Raw genomic sequence first — 17,027 nt, 5'->3', positions numbered from 1 at the left:
CCTTATATTTTGTTTGTTTAATTTGCATATTACTTTTGTAGCCTATAAACAAGCAAAAACACTGCTAAAGATGAAAATACCCCAAAAAAGTTGGGATCCAGACCAAATGGCAGGTTTAAGTCAAGCATAGATAAGCCTGCTGTGACAACTCCCCCAATAATCATCGAAGTCATGGCAGCAAGAGGCGATCGCATGTTCCAGAAAAGCCCGGCAATAATCGGTACCAGCAGCCCGGACACCATAAAAGCATAAGAATACAACATCAAGTCCAGAACATTTGTCATTTGAATGGCAATAACCAGTGCCAGAGAACCAATAATCAAGGTGAACAACTGGCTCATACGCATGACAAATCGATCTTTTTTGTCTTTCAAATACCTTCCAAAGATATCTGTCGTAAGGTTTCCTGAAGCGGCCATCAGGCAGGAATCGGCTGTAGAAAGTACCGCAGAAAAATAAGCGGACATCATCAATCCCATAATTCCAGGAGGCAAGACGGTGCTCAGTAAAATGGGAAGCCCCATCTCAGGATCCAGGTCCTCCTGGCTGACAGCAATGAGCCCCTGCTCAAAAGCTACCTTTGCCAATAAGCCCAACGAAACCCCCATAAAGGCCATGATGGGCCATTCGAATAAGCCTGCTATAAACCAGGCCTTTTTGGCGGACTTAACGTCTGTGCTCGCAAAAATCCGCTGGTACAACGTCATCCCAACAAACCAGATCGGTAAAATGGTAATCCCCCAGTTGGCCAGATCCTGCCAACGCAAATTCGTCAAAGAAAAATATTCAGCAGGTAATGTTTCCCTGATAGATTCCCAGCCTCCAACGTGATAATAAGAAACCGGTAAACCAATAAAAATAAATCCTGCCATCAGCACAATCCACTGAACCGTATCGGTATAGATAACGGCTTTAAGCCCTCCTAATACAGTATAAACCACCGCAATAATTCCCATGATCAGTAGTGCTACATTCAGGTCCAGCGGCTTGAAGGTTCCAGCGGCTAACTTGGCTCCTGCCAAAAGCTGGGAGGATGTAAAACCCAAATAACCAACAAAACAGATGATGGCAGCCAGTATGCCTACCTTCCTGTCAAAAATGTGCTGGAAAATCTGAGGAAGTGTATAAAATTTTTCGAAGTCAGGGTTGGATTTAACCCTGGGGATCAAGAATACTGCTGCCAACCAGGCTCCCAAAAGACCGGTAAACAACATCCAGCTCCCTGACAGCCCCATCAAAAAACCTAAACCGCCAAGCCCTACAGAAAAACCTCCCCCCACATCGGTGGCAACAACGGAAAGCCCTATGTGCCAGCTCCCTATATTTCTTCCGCCGACGTAGTAATCGTCCTGGCCGGAATTTCTCCTCATGAAGTAAAAGCCTACTCCAAGCATCAGAATCATGTAAATAATGAAAATAGATAAATCTATAAAAGACATTTTTAATTGGTTAAGTCGATAAATCGCTTCTTATAAAAACAATAAATTATTGAAAATCCTAATCCTGGGTAAATTGATATCAATATTGAAGCCTTTGAGTCCGCAGAATGGGCAAAAAAAAAGACCGGAAACCCGGTCTTTAATAATATGTTGTTGGCCTTAAATATTTTCCGTACTGAGAGATGCCGAGAAATACTCCCTGTTCATCCTGGCAATATTACTCAGCTTGATTTCTTTCGGACATTCAGCAGAACAGGCTCCCGTATTGGTACAGGCACCAAAACCTTCTGCATCCATTTGAGCCACCATTTTTTCAGCCCTTTCTCTCTTTTCCACTTTTCCTTGAGGCAACAAGGCCAATTGGGAAATTTTTGCGGACACAAACAGCATGGCGGAGGCATTTTTACAGGCCGCCACACAAGCTCCGCACCCGATGCAGGTAGCTGAATCGAAAGATTCGTCTGCTATTACTTTTGGAATAGGTATTTCATTGGCATCTGGTACTCCCCCGGTGTTGACCGATACAAAACCTCCCGATTGAATGATTCTGTCAAAAGAACTTCTATCCACTACCAAATCTTTCACTATAGGAAAGGCACTTGCTCTCCAGGGCTCAATGGTGATGATATCGCCATCTTTAAAGGAGCGCATGTGTAACTGACAAGTGGTCGTTTGATGGGGTCCATGAGGTTGACCATTGATATAAAGTGAACACATCCCACAAATTCCTTCACGACAGTCATGGTCAAAATGTACCGGATCCTCACCTTTTTCGGAAAGATCTTCATTCAATACATCCAACATTTCCAAAAAGGACATATCAGCAGAAATCCCACTTAATTTATATGTTTTAAAACCACCTTTTTCAGATGGATTTTTTTGTCTCCAAACTTTTAATGTCAGATTCATCTCTTTATGAATTTTAAGTATCTATCAATTATTTGTAGCTTCTTTGCGTTAGCTTCACATTTTCAAACACCAGTTCTTCTTTGTGAAGCGCCTCCTCTTTACCGTCTCCGAGGTATTCCCAGGCAGCTACATAAGCAAAGTTTTCGTCATCCCGCAAGGCTTCCCCCTCCGGGGTCTGGTATTCATCCCTGAAATGTCCCCCACAGGATTCATTTCGGTGCAAAGCATCGTCTATCATCAATTCACCCAACTCCAGAAAATCGGCTACCCTGTGCGCCTTCTCAAGGGATAAGTTTAATTCTTCCCCAGTGCCAAGTACTTTTACATTGGACCAGAATTCTTCTTTCAGGGAGCGGATCATTTCTTTGGCTTTGGTTAGTCCTGCGGCATTTCTGGCCATCCCGCAATGGTTCCACATGATCTTACCCAGCTTTTTATGAAAATGATCTACTGTCTTGGTACCATTGATAGAAAGCAGCTTTTCCACCCTCTCTTTTACCTCCTCTTCGGCTTTTCTGAACTCAGGATGATCCTCAGCAATTTTTTCATAAGGCAAATTCGCCAGGTAATCTCCTACAGTATAAGGAGCTACAAAATATCCATCAGCCAATCCTTGCATCAGTGCAGAAGCACCAAGGCGGTTGGCCCCATGGTCAGAAAAATTAGCCTCTCCAAGTGCATACAATCCTGGAACGGTAGTCATTAAATTATAATCTACCCAAAGACCTCCCATGGTATAGTGCACCGCAGGATAGATCATCATCGGGGTCTGGTAGGGATTTTCCCCGGTGATTTTCTCATACATGTCAAACAGGTTACCATACTTACCCCTTACAGCATCTTCTCCATCCCGTTTGATGGCATCACGAAAATCCAAAAACACCGCCTCTCCGGTTTCATTCACCCCCCGACCCTCATCACAAACGTATTTGGCATTTCGGGAAGCCACATCTCTTGGTACAAGGTTACCGAAAGAAGGGTATTTTGTTTCCAAATAATAATCCCGGTCTTCCTCTTTGATATCTCTGGGAGCTATTTCTCTTTTCCTCAGTTTTTCCGCTGTTTCCTTGGTCTTGGGAACCCAAACCCTTCCATCATTTCTGAGCGATTCCGACATCAGTGTCAACTTTGACTGGTGGTCACCCGACACTGGAATACAGGTAGGATGAATCTGGGTATAACAGGGATTGCTGAAAAAGGCGCCTTTTTTATGTGCCCTCCAAGCCGCTGTAACATTGGACCCCATCGCATTGGTAGAAAGGAAAAACACATTGCCATATCCGCCAGTGCATAGCAGGACGGCATGGGCACTGTGAGATTCTATGGCGCCGGTAATGAGATTTCGGGTGATAATTCCCCTAGCCTTCCCATCTGCAACCACCACATCCATCATCTCTGTCCTGGGGTAAAGTTTCACTTTACCATTAGCTACCTGTCTGCTCAAGGCTGAATAGGCACCCAACAACAATTGCTGACCGGTTTGTCCCCTGGCGTAAAAAGTCCTGGAAACCTGTGCACCTCCAAATGACCGGTTGGCCAGCAGTCCACCGTATTCCCTGGCAAAGGGAACTCCCTGGGCCACACACTGATCAATAATATTTACAGATACCTCAGCTAACCTGAAAACATTGCCTTCTCTGGAACGGTAATCTCCTCCTTTAATGGTGTCATAAAACAATCGGAAAACCGAATCACCATCATTCTGGTAATTTTTAGCTGCATTGATTCCTCCCTGTGCAGCTATGGAATGCGCCCTTCTAGGGCTGTCCTGGAAGCAAAAAGCCTTGACATTGTATCCCAGCTCAGCAAGTGATGCAGCTGCAGAAGCTCCTGCCAAACCTGTTCCTACGACAATGATCTCATATTTTCTCTTGTTGGCCGGATTGACCAATTTTACATTAAACTTGTGTTTGGTCCATTTCTCAGCCAAAGGACCACTGGGTATTTTTGAATCAAGTTTCATCAATATTCAAATTTAAATTCCCTTTAATTTTATTTTTAGTCAGGTCAATTGCTTTGTAAAAACATGACTATGGGTATCAGTGCAAACAATGCCGGGACAACAATGGCAAAACCTATACCCAGCTTTTGGATAAAGGGGGTATACTTTTTATGATTCAGTCCTAAAGATTGAAATGCACTTGAAAATCCATGCGATAAGTGAAAAGCCAGCACAGCCATACTGACAACGTAAATGATCACATAGGCAATATTTTCAAAGGCCGCAGCAACAACTGCATATCCATTTTTATAGGTTTCTCCATCATAGGTCACGTAAGGGATTTCACCAAACTTAAATTCATACCAAAAACCCCTCAAGTGGATTAAAATAAAAATCAAAATCAACGTGCCCAGAATGCCCATATTTCTGGAACTCCATGTGCTATTGGCTGAAGCTTTACTTACAGCATAAGCTACCGGGCGGGATTTCTTATTGTGCCTGGTCAAAATAATTGAATAGATGGCATGCAGGGCTATAAAACCAAAATTTAAAATACCCACTACCCTGATCAAAGGATTACTAGCCATTGTTTCGGCATAAATATTGAAAGACCTCCCCTCATCTGGTAATAACAATTGTAGATTCCCAGCCAAATGAACCACCAAAAATAAAATAAGAAATAATCCGGTAAGGGCCATCAGTAATTTTTTGCCCAGTGTACTATTCAAGGTTTTGAATACCCAACTCATATAATTTTTCGTTATTACGGTTTGATCAATATTATTTAATAAGGCCAAATTTACATTTGGAATCAATAGCAAACAATCAAACCATAACCAATGCTCTTATTTTAAACAGTTCTAAATAAATCCGATCTTACATCGACAAGTTTAACCGAAACACCTTTGCCATTGTTTAACAAAATACATGAACATGTTTAAAGTGAAATTAAAAAGTAGTGGTGTGCGTACAACAGGCATCAAGGATTTTGTTAAGGAGGAGGAACAAAAAAAAGATAAATATAAAAATAGTTGGAGGCTGGATGCGTTTACAGTTGATAAAGGTCCTCATGAAAGCTATCCACCTAAATAAATTTTCAAAGAAAATGAAATATTCCTGATAAAGATATAATTTAGGGTAACCATTGAAAAAATAATAACGTTTTGTTCTTAGGTCTTTACCCATTCGTACAGGCTGATTACAAACTTGACACATTGATCTGAGATTTATTTTGGATCAAAAGGCTGAAACACACCGGAAATATGAAATATTGCTGTTTTCTATTGGGGTTATTGGGCATCATGATCGCCTCTGCTTCCACCTCGTGGGCTACCCACATCAGAGCGGGGGAGATTATTGCTGAAAGAATCTCAACCCAAACCCTGACTTATAAAATCACTGTAGTGGGATATACCGATACCCGATCCACTGTAGTTTTTGGTCCCGGGGAAATTGATTTCGGAGATGGCAGGACAGAGGTTTTGAATACTGAAAGTGATTTCAATACAACCGAAAGCCTTGGAGACAATATTGAAAAGAATATTTTCGTGATTACACATACCTATCAGGGGCCTGGAAACTACACTATTCGCTTTATGGAGTTTAACCGGAACGCCAATACCCTTAACATGGATCAGTCCGTTGATACTCCTTTTTACATAGAGACCATGATCAGCATTGATCCATTTCTTGGCGTCAATAATTCTCCCATCCTGACCATTGCCCCCGTAGATAATGGCGCAGTCAATCAAACTTATATCCATAACCCCGGGGCTTACGACCCGGATGGGGATAGCCTTGCCTATGTGTTGGATGTCCCAAAGCAGGCTTTTCAAAGAGAAGTAAACAATTACAGAAGCCCCGCTACCGGAGAATTTAGCTTTACCCGCCAGGATGGCACTACCCCGCCATTTCTTGAACTTGACCCTGTCACCGGAGACCTGATATGGGATGCGCCCGGAATTGCAGGGCAGTACAATGTGGCCTTTCGGATTGAAGAATGGAGACAGGTAGCAGGAGAATGGGTCCGCATAGGGTATGTATTGCGGGACATGCAAATCATTATTGAAAACACCGACAATCGCAGGCCGGAATTGATCATGCCTGAGGATATTTGTGTGGAAGCAGGAACCAATATTTCAGAGATATTCCAAGGTGTTGATCCTGATGGGGACCCCATCATGATAGAAGTGTTTGGGGATCCCATTGAAATTACTTCTTCACCGGCTTCCTATAATCCGGAATCAGTATTTCAAAATTCGCCAGGCATCGTTAATTTTGAATGGCAAACCATTTGCAGCCATGTCCGGGCAAGAAATTATCAGGTAAGGGTTCGTATACGTGACCAACCTGAAACTGGTCCGTCTCTGGTAGACATACAGACCTGGAATATTACTGTAGTGGCACCACCCCCCGTGCCATATAATATTGAGCAACAACAGGGAAGATCCGCTGAATTGGAATGGGACCCCTATGTCTGCTCCAACACAGCGGATGCCATGCAGGTATGGCGAAGGATCAATAGTGACCCCTACGAGCCTGATTCCTGCGAAACCGGAATTCGACCAGGATATGAATTGGTCGGCACCACCGCTATGGATGAAATCAGTTTTGCAGACACCAACGATGGCATGGGGCTGAGTCCTGGAAATACCTATTGTTATCGTCTGGTGGCTGGATTTCCCGCTCCGAGAAGTGGAGAAAGCTATGTTTCGGAAGAAATTTGCATTACCGTAGATGTGGATGTTCCCATCATTACCAATGTAAGTGTAGAAAACACAGATTCTGAGTCAGGAGAAATGCTCGTTCGCTGGACCCCACCCTATGATATTGATACCGAACTGTACCCGGGACCCTACTCCTACGAATTGATCCGAAACCAGGGATTTATGGGTCAAAGCAATACTTCTTCGCTGGTTACAACGACCGATACCGTTTTTACAGATACTGATTTGAACACTGAAAATCTGGTCTATAATTATAAAGTTATCCTGATTTCGGAGGGTGAAAAAATCGACACCAGTAGCATTGCCTCTTCAGTAAGGGTTGACCCTACCATTATCAATGAAGCCATTGAGCTCAGTTGGAGTTTCAATGTACCCTGGAACAACGAAGTCGCCTCATTTCCCCATTTGGTGTATAGAAACAGAACAGATCCAGGGGCCAATGACACCGAAAATTTCAGCCTGATAGCAGAAGTAGATGTCACCCAGGATGGATTTGTATATCTGGATGACGGAAGTCATAACGGCGTTCCACTCGATACAGAAAAGGAATATTGTTATTACATCATCACCAATGGCAACTATAACCTGGATATTCTGACCTATCCGCTGGCAAACAAATCCCAGATTGTCTGTGCCAGACCTGACGATGACCGCCTTCCCTGTCCGCCTGTACTGACATATGAAGGGCCTGAATGTGAGGCCTTCCTGGCGGATAAACCGTGCAACTTCAGCGATTTCTATCATGATCTGAGTTGGGAACCGGATTTCTCAGGAGACTGTGATACCGAACTCAATGGTTACCGCATCTATTTTTCTGAAACTGGGGAGGAAGGAACCTTTAACCTGGTAAGCAATGTTTCGGTAATCAACACGGAGACCCGTATTGATGGATTATTGGAATTGAAGGGGTGCTATTACATTACGGCCATAGACAGGTCTGGCAACGAAAGTGATCCTAGCAATATCGTTTGTGTAGATAATTGTCCCAATTATGAACTACCCAATGTATTCACTCCGGATGGAGACAATATCAATGAAACTTTCCAGGCTTTCGACAATCCATATGACAAGTGTCCCAGGTTCGTAGAAGCTGTAGACATCAATATCTACAACCGTTGGGGGGTGTTGGTACACCAGTACAACAGTACCCTTGCTGCTGAGAATAACATATACATCAATTGGGACGGCAGAGATACAGAAGGCAATGCGCTTCCGGCAGGAACTTACTACTATGAAGCCACGGTTCGGTTTAATGTTCTCGATGAAAACCTGCGGCAAAGAAAGTTAAAAGGGACCATTCAATTGATGAAATGATGTCACGGTACCCCTGGAAGAAATAGGAATACAGCAGAACCGGAAGTGAAGAATTTTTGAAAAAAATTTAAGTGAATAAAATAATAAATTTTAATTATGAAAGCCCACACAAAAGCGACCCAAGAAAGCCTAAACCCGGAAGAGGCACTGACTATTTTAAAAGAAGGCAACCAGCGATTTATTAAAAACCTCAGGTCCAACCGAAATTTGCTTGAAATGGTCAATGAAACCAGGGATGGACAATGGCCATTTGCAGTGGTCTTAAGTTGTATTGACTCGCGAACCTCGGCTGAATTGATCTTTGACCAGGGTTTGGGGGATATTTTCAGTGCACGTGTAGCCGGGAATGTAGTCAATGAAGATATTTTAGGCAGTATGGAGTATGCAGTTAAGTATGCTGGATCAAAATTGGTGCTGGTCCTTGGACACACCAAGTGTGGTGCAGTAACCAGCGCCTGTAAAAATGTCAAAGACGGGAACATTACCGCATTGTTGCATAAAATAAAACCTGCTATCGAAAAGGCCTCTAAAACAACTCAGGCCCCGTCAGATGATCCGGAGTTTATTGAAAAAGTAGCGGAACTGAATGTATTTGAAGCGATGGATGAAATCAGAGAAAGGAGTACAATTATAGATGGCCTTGAAAAAGAGGGGAAAATAAAAGTAGTAGGTGCCGTTTATGATGTAGAAACCGGCGAGGTTACATTTTACGAAGATTAAGGCCTCTAGAGAAGGTAATTGATAAGGCAGGCTGTCCCTTAGGGTTCACCTGCCTTATTTTTTTGCGTATATTTGAAGATCAAACCAACAAAAAAATCTTTTTATCATGGTAGCTTACATATTTCCGGGCCAGGGAGCCCAATTTTCCGGTATGGGAAAAGACCTTTACCAAAATAGGTCTGAGGCTAAAAAATTATTTGATCAGGCCGATGAAATCTTAGGCTTTAAAATAACTGACATCATGTTTGAAGGTAGTCCGGAAGCCCTGAAGCAAACGAATGTCACCCAACCTGCTGTATTTCTACACTCCGTGATCGCTGCACTCACATCTGAGGAATTCCGACCAGATATGGTAGCCGGGCATTCTTTGGGAGAATTTTCTGCCTTGGTAGCCAATGGGGTATTGAAATTTGAAGATGCTTTGCAATTGGTGCACCAAAGGGCCCTGGCCATGCAGGAGGCATGTGAAATCAACCCTTCTACCATGGCAGCGATCCTGGGACTGGAAGATGGACAGGTGGAAACCATTTGTGCTTCCATCCAGGATCAGATAGTGGTCCCCGCCAATTACAATTGTCCGGGACAATTGGTCATATCGGGAAGCCTGGAAGGCATACAAATCGCCTGTGACAAAATGATAGCCGCAGGAGCAAAAAGAGCTCTCCCCTTACCAGTGGGTGGTGCCTTCCATTCTCCGCTCATGGAACCTGCCAGGGTAAAACTGGAAGCCGCCATCAACAGCACTTCATTCGGCTCACCCATTTGTCCGATTTATCAAAACGTCAGCAGTGAAGCAGTCGTAGATGTAGAAACAATCAAAAAAAACCTGAAAGCCCAATTGACTGCTCCAGTAAAATGGACACAGTCGGTCCAGAATATGTCAAAAGCTGGAGCGGTAACATTTATAGAATGCGGGCCAGGCAAAGTGCTTCAGGGTTTGGTTAAAAAAATAAACAGGGAAGCAGAAGTACAATCGTTGAACTGATTACCTGCCAATTATCCGTCAGACCAGGGTCTGACGGATAATCTGTCTTCACATCTTTTTAGTAATTCACGATGCGTTAATGGTATTTGGGGATGTTTCTCTTCAGGCAAAACCTCTGTTAATGGAATCAAAATAAAATTTCTCGAAAGCATTTGTCCATGCGGTACCTGGAGCCGGTCAGTATGTATGATACTGCGGTCAAAATATAAGATATCAATATCCATGGTCCTGTCACCCCATTTCAAAACCCTTTTTCTTCCCAGTACATCTTCTATGTTTTGAATAAAATCCAGGGTTTGTTCTGCTTCCATGGTAGTTTGCATCACCAGCACCTGGTTGAGAAAGGGTGCCTGGGAATTCCCTCCCCAGGCTGCTGTTTCATAAATTCCCGAAGCATGGATCAGTTGCATTTGCGGTACCAATAAATTCAATGCCTGCTTCAACAAAGCGAGCCTGTCCCCAACATTTCCCCCCAAACTTAATACAACCCTGTGCATAGCTAATTTTATTGTACCGAATCCAACGGTTTTATTAAAAATAGGTTAATTTTGAAACTTAATAAAACTGATATTATTTATGAAATTTTTGAGCAACGTTTTGGCGGTAATTGTAGGATTACTCGTTTTCTGGGTGCTTGCATTTTTTCTGATTGCAGGAATTATTGCTATCAGTGCCGGATCTCAGGAAGTGACAGTAAAGGAAAACTCCCTCCTGCACATTAATTTAAATGGCGTTAATATCGTAGAAAGGGCTCCTGAAGATGATTTATCCTTGCCACCTTTACCTTTTTTAGGTGAAGTGTCCAATGTGGGGCTAAACCAAATCATAAAAGCCATACAAGCAGCAAAAGAAAATGAGGATATTAAGGGCATTTATCTGGAGAGTGGCTTGATTGCTGCCGGTCAGTCACATATTCTTGAAATCAGAATGGCCCTGGAAGATTTTAAAGAAAGTGGGAAATTCATACTGGCTTACGGGGAGTATTTCACCGAATCCGGTTATTTTCTATGTTCAGTAGCCGACGAAATTTATCTTAATCCAATTGGTGACCTGGAATTCAATGGTTTTGTTGCGAACAGTGTTTTTTTAAAAGGTCTATTCGAAAAAATCGAAGTCGAGCCAATAATTTTTCGGGTTGGGGAGTTTAAAAGTGCCATTGAGCCCTTTATCCTGGACAAAATGAGTGAAGAAAACCGGCTTCAAACCAGGGTTTATCTGGAAGACCTGAATCAGATTTTGATTTCAGAGGTAGCCAGGAGCAGGTCAATACCGGAGGAAAAAGTCCAGGAAATAAATGACAATATGCTGGTCAGGACCAATCAGGATGCCGTAGATTTAGGATTGATAGATGCCCTCTGGTATGATGATCAGGTGAAGGATAAACTAAGGGAGAAATTGGGGTTGGATGAGGATGAGGACATCAATAGCATCAATGTCACGGGCCTCAACAAAACAACCAGCGAAAAGAACCGATTATCCCGAAATCAAATCGCCGTGATCATGGCTGATGGGGAAATCGTTGGAGGTAATTCACCTAACCAAATCAGTTCTGACGTCTTCTTAAAAGAAATACGAAAAGCCAGAAAAAATGAATCTGTCAAAGCTATCGTACTTCGGATCAATTCCCCTGGAGGATCGGCGGTTGCATCCGAGGTCATCTGGAGAGAGCTTTTAGAGGCCCAAAAAGAAAAGCCATTGATCGCCTCCATGTCCAATTATGCCGCCTCCGGAGGCTATTATATCGCTGCTCCGGCAGATACCATTGTGGCTCAACCCAATACGATCACTGGTTCAATAGGCGTGTTTGGTCTCATGTTTAATACCCGTGGCTTATTGAACAATAAATTGGGCATCACCACAGATGCTGTCAGCACGGGCACCTATTCTGATTTTCTGAATCCCACCAGGGACATGCCTGAAAGCGAAAAAGCCATCATGCAAGGTAAAGTAGAAGAAGTGTACGACACCTTCATCAGCCGGGTTGCAGCAGGAAGGGGAATGAGTCGGGATGCGGTAATAGAAATTGCTGGAGGCAGGGTTTGGTCAGGAAAACGGGCAAAGGAAGTGGGTCTGGTAGATGTCCTGGGGGATTTTGAAGATGCCATCAGTATTGCTGCCATAAAAGCAGGCGTGGAAGAGGATTACCGGGTGGTCATGTACCCCAAGCAGAAAAGTATGCTGGAACAATTGCTATCAGACTTTGGGGCCGATGTAGAAGGCAGCTACCAACGGATTAAAATGGGGCATTCCTATGAGCTATATAAAACCTTGGAAAAACTCCAAAGGCTTCAAGGGAAAATGGCCATTTTACCCTTTCAGTTGGAAATTGATTAATGATTTGAAAATAAATATAAAATTCACGAATTTTATATCGGAATTTATTACAAATATTGCTCAATGGATGCATTAATGAAACGGTACTTAATTATATTCTCTTTTTTTATTTTCCCCTTAAAAACCGAGCTGTTCGCCCAGGACTCCTACAATATCGCCACCTATAATATCCGGTTTGATAACCCGGGAGATGAGGGCAACCTTTGGAAAGACCGGTCCCCTCATTTGATTAACCTGATTCGTTTTCATGAAATGGATATTATCGGGACTCAGGAAGGTTTATACACCCAATTGGAAGATATCAGTAAGGACCTGCAATATCCCTATATCGGAGTGGGCAGGGACACAGGAGGAAATGAAGGGGAATTCAGTGCCGTATTTTACAATCCTGAAAAATTTCAACTTCTGGATAAAAATACTTTTTGGCTTTCTCCTACCCCTGAAAAACCATCCAAAGGTTGGGATGCTGCCCTTAACCGCATTTGTTCCTGGGGAAAACTTCAAACCGCAGATGGAAAAGAATTTTATGTTTTCAATGTGCATTATGACCATATTGGACAAAAGGCCAGAGAAGAAAGCAGTAAATTACTTTTGCAGAAAATCAAAGAAATCAATACAGAAAACCTGCCCTGTATAGTTACCGGGGACTTTAATGTGGAAAATGATAACCCGGCCTACAAGGAACTCCTGAAAGATGGTAGACTGAAAGACAGTAAAGATGCTTCCAAAACACCCTCTCATGGTACTCCTGGTACTTTTAATGCATTTAATTGGGATTTGTTTCCTGACAGGAGAATTGATTATATTTTTGTCAGTGATGGTCTTGCGATTAGCCATCACGCTACCCTTACCGACAATTACGGAAAAAAATATCCTTCAGATCATTTTCCGGTAATGGTTCGATTGATGTTCCAGTAGTAAATTTTTGACCTCTTCTACTTGCAACTGCCCGCTTTGGTGGGAGAATGGATAATTTTTCTAATTCCGTGGCTCAAAAAGTATACCTTCAGCCATATTGTATTAATTTTGCCCTTCAAATTTAAAAATAGCATGGCACGCTCTACCAAATACAACCCCCAAATCACTGAATCCAAATGGTACCAATATTGGATGAAACATGGCATGTTCCATTCAGAACCTGATGATCAAAAGGAAGCCTACTCTATCGTCATTCCTCCACCCAATGTCACCGGCGTCCTGCACATGGGACACATGTTGAACAATACCATTCAGGATATTCTGGTAAGAAAAGCGAGGATGGAGGGCAAAAATGCCTGCTGGGTACCTGGTACTGATCATGCGTCCATTGCTACAGAGGCCAAGGTGGTCGCTATGCTGAAAGAAAAAGGCATAGATAAAAAATCCATTAGCCGGGAGGCCTTTCTGGAATACTCCTGGGAATGGAAAGAAAAATATGGGGGCATCATCCTGGAACAACTCAAAAAACTGGGGGCCTCCTGCGACTGGGACAGGACCAGGTTTACCATGGACAAAGACTTGAGTGAAGCTGTGATTCAGGTTTTTGTGGACCTACACAATAAAGGTAAAATATACCGGGGCATTCGCATGGTCAACTGGGACCCCAAAGGGAAAACAGCCCTTTCAGATGATGAGGTTGTCTTTAAGGAAGTGGCATCCAAACTTTATCACATTGCCTACAAAATTGAAGGAACTGAAGAAACGCTTACCATTGCTACTACCAGGCCGGAAACCATCATGGCAGATGTTGCCATATGCGTGCACCCGGAGGACCCCAGATATGCTCATCTGAAGGGTAAAAAGGCATTAATCCCTTTGATCAATAAATCCATCCCTATTATTGCGGATAGCTACGTAGATATGAGCTTTGGTACAGGCTGCCTGAAGATCACTCCTGCGCATGACATCAACGATTACGAAATCGGTCAAAGACACCAACTTGAGGTAATCGATATTCTGAACGATGATGGTACCTTAAACGAAAAAGCCGAAATCCTGATAGGTGAAGACCGCTTCATTGCCAGAAAAAAAATAGCAAAACTGCTCAGGGAAGCGGGGCAACTACCAAAGGAAGAGGAATATGCCTCCAATGTGGGGCATTCCGAAAGAACCGACGCCATCATTGAGCCAAGGCTGTCCATGCAATGGTTTTTAAAAATGGAGGATATTACCCAACCAGCACTCCGGGCTGTAATGGATGACACCGTTCGGCTATTTCCTCCCAAGTTTAAAAACATGTACAGAAGCTGGATGGAAAATGTACGCGACTGGTGCATTTCCCGGCAACTTTGGTGGGGCCACCGTATTCCTGCTTATTATCTACCCAATGGTGCCCATGTTGTGGCAGCTTCCCTGGATGAGGCCGTCCAGCTGGCTAACCGGCAGCACAACGAACAATACACGGCTAAGGACCTGAAACAAGACGAAGATGTTTTGGACACCTGGTTTTCATCCTGGCTCTGGCCCATTTCTGTTTTCGATCCGGATTTTTTTAAAACTGGAAAGAAAAACAAAGACTTGAGCTATTATTATCCCACCAATGATTTGGTAACTGCCCCGGAGATTCTTTTTTTCTGGGTAGCAAGAATGATCATCGCAGGCTATGAATATACTGGTGAAAAGCCCTTCAGAAATGTTTACCTAACCGGTATTGTAAGAGATAAACTGGGTAGGAAAATGTCCAAATCCCTTGGCAACTCCCCTGACCCGCTGGCTTTAATTGAAACCTACGGTGCAGACGGGGTAAGGACAGGTATGCTCTTCAGTAGTCCCGCCGGAAATGACCTCCCCTTTGATGAAAAACTGGTCGAACAGGGCCGTAATTTTAGTAATAAAATATGGAATGCTTATCGGTTAATAGAAAGCTGGGAAGTAAAAGAAAGCACTGAGGAAGCTAATAAAACCGCCATTGCCTGGTTTGAAAGCAGGTTCCACCAATCGCTGTCAGAACTAACGGACCATTTTGAGAAATTCCGGATTTCAGACGCATTGATGACGCTCTACAAATTGATATGGGATGACTTTTGCTCCTGGTACCTGGAAATGGTCAAACCTGACTATCAAAAACCTGTAGACCAGTTGACCAAGATGCGGACCACCCGATTTTTTGAAGAATTGATGAAAATACTTCATCCTTTCATGCCTTTCATCACCGAAGAATTGTGGCAGCAAGTCCAAAAAAGAGCCGAGGGCGATGCATTGATGCTTGCAGATTGGCCTAAAATGAAAGCATTTGACGCAAGCATCATCTCTGAAGCACAACAGGTATTTGAAGTGGTCTCACAAATCAGAAACATCAGGGCATCAAAAGGTATTTCGCCAAAGGAAAGCCTGGACATGACCATCAATACTCAAAATCAGGGAATTTACATCAAATTTGATGGAGTCATTAAAAAGCTGGCCAATATCGAGTCGATACGCTTTGGTGAAAAAGAAGACAACGCCCTGAGCTTTGTGGCAAAGGCTGATGAAGTTTTTATTCCTATTGAAGAGAAAATTGATCCAGAACAGGAAAAAGAAACCCTAAGAAAGGAATTGGAATATACCAGAGGCTTTTTAAAGGCAGTATCGAAAAAGCTGGAAAATGAAAGATTTGTAAGCAATGCCCCAGAAGCAGTTGTGCTCCTGGAAAAGAAAAAAATGGCTGACGCTCAGGCAAAAATGAATGCCCTTGAAGAAAACCTAAAAAAGCTTGATCAATCCTCATAATCTGAAGGTGTATGATCATCCCTTAGGTATTTAATTCATAACAAGCTACACTGATTTAATTGCCCCCAGATTCTGGAGGTAATAAAATCGGGGAGTTAGTGCTGGTGATCGACTTCACCGGTTTCTATAGACTTCCTGGTTATATGGCAACTTCATCCAGGCTCCAAAGTCGAGACAGGTCATATCCCTTTTTGAAGCAAAACCCCTTTCCCCAGGATCTCTCCTTTTTCGAAAAAACAGCTGCTCAGGTCAAAGCTTCCAGAAGGCATCATTTAACCCCTTATATTGGATTAAATCAGATTTGCTGAACCTCCTTATTTTTGCTTTAAAGTTCGGAAGGTTTTGTCATAGAGTTCAATTGCCTCGTTTATGATTCTAATGGCATCTTCTTTTCCCAAAAAATCCTCCACTTTAACTTCTTTGTTCTCGAGCTTTTTGTAGTCCTCAAAAAAACGGTGGGTTTCTTTCATCAGGTGAGGAGGAAGTTCGGCTATATCTTCAATATAATTGACGGATTGATCATCTGCTGCTACTGCAATGATTTTGTCATCAGCCTCCCCTCCGTCTACCATCCTCATTACACCAATCACTTTGGCTTTTACCAAAGTCATGGAGGGGATGTCTATTTGGGATATGATCAATATATCCAATGGATCGTGGTCTTCACAAAAAGTTTGGGGAATAAACCCATAATTTGCCGGATAATGTACAGCGGAAAACAGCACCCTGTCCAGGAGTAGCATACCGGATTTCTTGTCAAGTTCATATTTACCCTTACTTCCTTTGGGGATTTCTATTATCCCCATTACATAATCAGGTAAATTATCCCCAATGCTCACATCATGCCAAGGATTAATCATATAAAAAACATTTTAATTACCATTAATTGAAGTGCAAATTACCTCCATTTTATATCTCAACAAAGTAATTAAAGGAAATTTTTGGATCAGGTATAACTGTCTAGGTCTTTG

13 protein-coding genes are annotated in these 17,027 nt (G+C 42.8%); 7 read left to right on the top strand and 6 right to left on the bottom strand.

Annotated elements, in window-relative coordinates; all coding sequences use genetic code 11:
* Positions 1-29: 29 nt before the first annotated feature.
* The 4 genes from GL182_RS02890 to GL182_RS02875 form a co-directional block, all read right to left on the bottom strand.
* The gene (locus tag GL182_RS02890) at positions 30-1,439 is read right to left on the bottom strand and encodes a sodium:solute symporter (RefSeq protein ID WP_163378044.1); all 1,410 of its coding nucleotides are present in this window, start codon (positions 1,437-1,439) and stop codon (positions 30-32) included.
* Between the two features lie 159 nt (positions 1,440-1,598).
* On the bottom strand, positions 1,599-2,348 hold the full coding sequence (locus GL182_RS02885; protein ID WP_163378043.1) for a succinate dehydrogenase/fumarate reductase iron-sulfur subunit: 750 nt from the start codon (positions 2,346-2,348) through the stop codon (positions 1,599-1,601).
* A 28-nt stretch (positions 2,349-2,376) separates the two neighbouring features.
* On the bottom strand, positions 2,377-4,311 hold the full coding sequence (locus GL182_RS02880; protein WP_163378042.1) for a fumarate reductase/succinate dehydrogenase flavoprotein subunit: 1,935 nt from the start codon (positions 4,309-4,311) through the stop codon (positions 2,377-2,379).
* Positions 4,312-4,355: 44 nt separating this feature from the next.
* Positions 4,356-5,039 carry a succinate dehydrogenase cytochrome b subunit gene (locus GL182_RS02875; RefSeq protein WP_163378041.1) on the bottom strand — a complete coding sequence of 228 codons (684 nt, stop codon included), beginning with the start codon at positions 5,037-5,039 and terminating at the stop codon, positions 4,356-4,358.
* Between the two features lie 184 nt (positions 5,040-5,223).
* On the opposite strand from GL182_RS02875, the gene GL182_RS02870 reads away from it, so the two are divergent.
* The 4 genes from GL182_RS02870 to fabD all read left to right on the top strand — a co-directional run bounded on the left by GL182_RS02870 (position 5,224) and on the right by fabD (position 10,035).
* Positions 5,224-5,382 carry a hypothetical protein gene (locus tag GL182_RS02870; protein WP_163378040.1) on the top strand — a complete coding sequence of 53 codons (159 nt, stop codon included), beginning with the start codon at positions 5,224-5,226 and terminating at the stop codon, positions 5,380-5,382.
* A 170-nt stretch (positions 5,383-5,552) separates the two neighbouring features.
* Positions 5,553-8,330 (top strand): gliding motility-associated C-terminal domain-containing protein, encoded by a 2,778-nt coding sequence (locus tag GL182_RS02865; RefSeq protein WP_163378039.1) that lies wholly within the window; start codon positions 5,553-5,555, stop codon positions 8,328-8,330.
* Positions 8,331-8,426: 96 nt separating this feature from the next.
* Positions 8,427-9,050: a carbonic anhydrase family protein gene (locus tag GL182_RS02860; RefSeq protein WP_163378038.1), complete on the top strand. Its 624-nt coding sequence runs from the start codon at positions 8,427-8,429 to the stop codon at positions 9,048-9,050.
* A gap of 106 nt (positions 9,051-9,156) precedes the next feature.
* Positions 9,157-10,035 carry an ACP S-malonyltransferase gene (gene fabD / locus GL182_RS02855; protein WP_163378037.1) on the top strand — a complete coding sequence of 293 codons (879 nt, stop codon included), beginning with the start codon at positions 9,157-9,159 and terminating at the stop codon, positions 10,033-10,035.
* An 11-nt stretch (positions 10,036-10,046) separates the two neighbouring features.
* Here the strand turns inward: fabD and folK are convergent, their stop codons facing one another.
* Entirely contained in the window at positions 10,047-10,532 is a 486-nt protein-coding gene (gene folK / locus GL182_RS02850; RefSeq protein ID WP_163378036.1) for a 2-amino-4-hydroxy-6-hydroxymethyldihydropteridine diphosphokinase, read from the bottom strand.
* Between the two features lie 79 nt (positions 10,533-10,611).
* Here folK and sppA point away from each other — a divergent pair, with 79 nt between their 5' ends.
* From sppA to GL182_RS02835, 3 genes are all read left to right on the top strand, one after another.
* Positions 10,612-12,369 carry a signal peptide peptidase SppA gene (sppA, locus tag GL182_RS02845; protein WP_163378035.1) on the top strand — a complete coding sequence of 586 codons (1,758 nt, stop codon included), beginning with the start codon at positions 10,612-10,614 and terminating at the stop codon, positions 12,367-12,369.
* 75 nt (positions 12,370-12,444) lie between these two features.
* Positions 12,445-13,287 (top strand): endonuclease/exonuclease/phosphatase family protein, encoded by an 843-nt coding sequence (locus tag GL182_RS02840; protein ID WP_163378034.1) that lies wholly within the window; start codon positions 12,445-12,447, stop codon positions 13,285-13,287.
* 132 nt (positions 13,288-13,419) lie between these two features.
* Positions 13,420-16,056: a valine--tRNA ligase gene (locus GL182_RS02835; protein ID WP_163378033.1), complete on the top strand. Its 2,637-nt coding sequence runs from the start codon at positions 13,420-13,422 to the stop codon at positions 16,054-16,056.
* A 314-nt stretch (positions 16,057-16,370) separates the two neighbouring features.
* Here the strand turns inward: GL182_RS02835 and GL182_RS02830 are convergent, their stop codons facing one another.
* The gene (locus tag GL182_RS02830; RefSeq protein ID WP_163378032.1) at positions 16,371-16,916 is read right to left on the bottom strand and encodes an inorganic diphosphatase; all 546 of its coding nucleotides are present in this window, start codon (positions 16,914-16,916) and stop codon (positions 16,371-16,373) included.
* Positions 16,917-17,027: the final 111 nt, after the last annotated feature.

Source organism: Cyclobacterium sp. SYSU L10401, assembly GCF_010993705.1.
Classification (GTDB): Bacteria; Bacteroidota; Bacteroidia; order Cytophagales; family Cyclobacteriaceae; genus Cyclobacterium.
This window is presented reverse-complemented; position numbering and strand designations above follow the sequence as displayed.

Bases quoted from the DNA above. Each gene is read 5' to 3' on its own strand.
- GL182_RS02890 (WP_163378044.1), bottom strand. From the start codon at position 1,439: ATGTCTTTTATAGATTTATCTATTTTCATTATTTACATGATTCTGATG.
- GL182_RS02885 (WP_163378043.1), bottom strand. From the start codon at position 2,348: ATGAATCTGACATTAAAAGTTTGGAGACAAAAAAATCCATCTGAAAAA.
- GL182_RS02880 (WP_163378042.1), bottom strand. From the start codon at position 4,311: ATGAAACTTGATTCAAAAATACCCAGTGGTCCTTTGGCTGAGAAATGG.
- GL182_RS02875 (WP_163378041.1), bottom strand. From the start codon at position 5,039: ATGAGTTGGGTATTCAAAACCTTGAATAGTACACTGGGCAAAAAATTA.
- GL182_RS02870 (WP_163378040.1), top strand. From the start codon at position 5,224: ATGTTTAAAGTGAAATTAAAAAGTAGTGGTGTGCGTACAACAGGCATC.
- GL182_RS02865 (WP_163378039.1), top strand. From the start codon at position 5,553: ATGAAATATTGCTGTTTTCTATTGGGGTTATTGGGCATCATGATCGCC.
- GL182_RS02860 (WP_163378038.1), top strand. From the start codon at position 8,427: ATGAAAGCCCACACAAAAGCGACCCAAGAAAGCCTAAACCCGGAAGAG.
- fabD (WP_163378037.1), top strand. From the start codon at position 9,157: ATGGTAGCTTACATATTTCCGGGCCAGGGAGCCCAATTTTCCGGTATG.
- folK (WP_163378036.1), bottom strand. From the start codon at position 10,532: ATGCACAGGGTTGTATTAAGTTTGGGGGGAAATGTTGGGGACAGGCTC.
- sppA (WP_163378035.1), top strand. From the start codon at position 10,612: ATGAAATTTTTGAGCAACGTTTTGGCGGTAATTGTAGGATTACTCGTT.
- GL182_RS02840 (WP_163378034.1), top strand. From the start codon at position 12,445: ATGAAACGGTACTTAATTATATTCTCTTTTTTTATTTTCCCCTTAAAA.
- GL182_RS02835 (WP_163378033.1), top strand. From the start codon at position 13,420: ATGGCACGCTCTACCAAATACAACCCCCAAATCACTGAATCCAAATGG.
- GL182_RS02830 (WP_163378032.1), bottom strand. From the start codon at position 16,916: ATGATTAATCCTTGGCATGATGTGAGCATTGGGGATAATTTACCTGAT.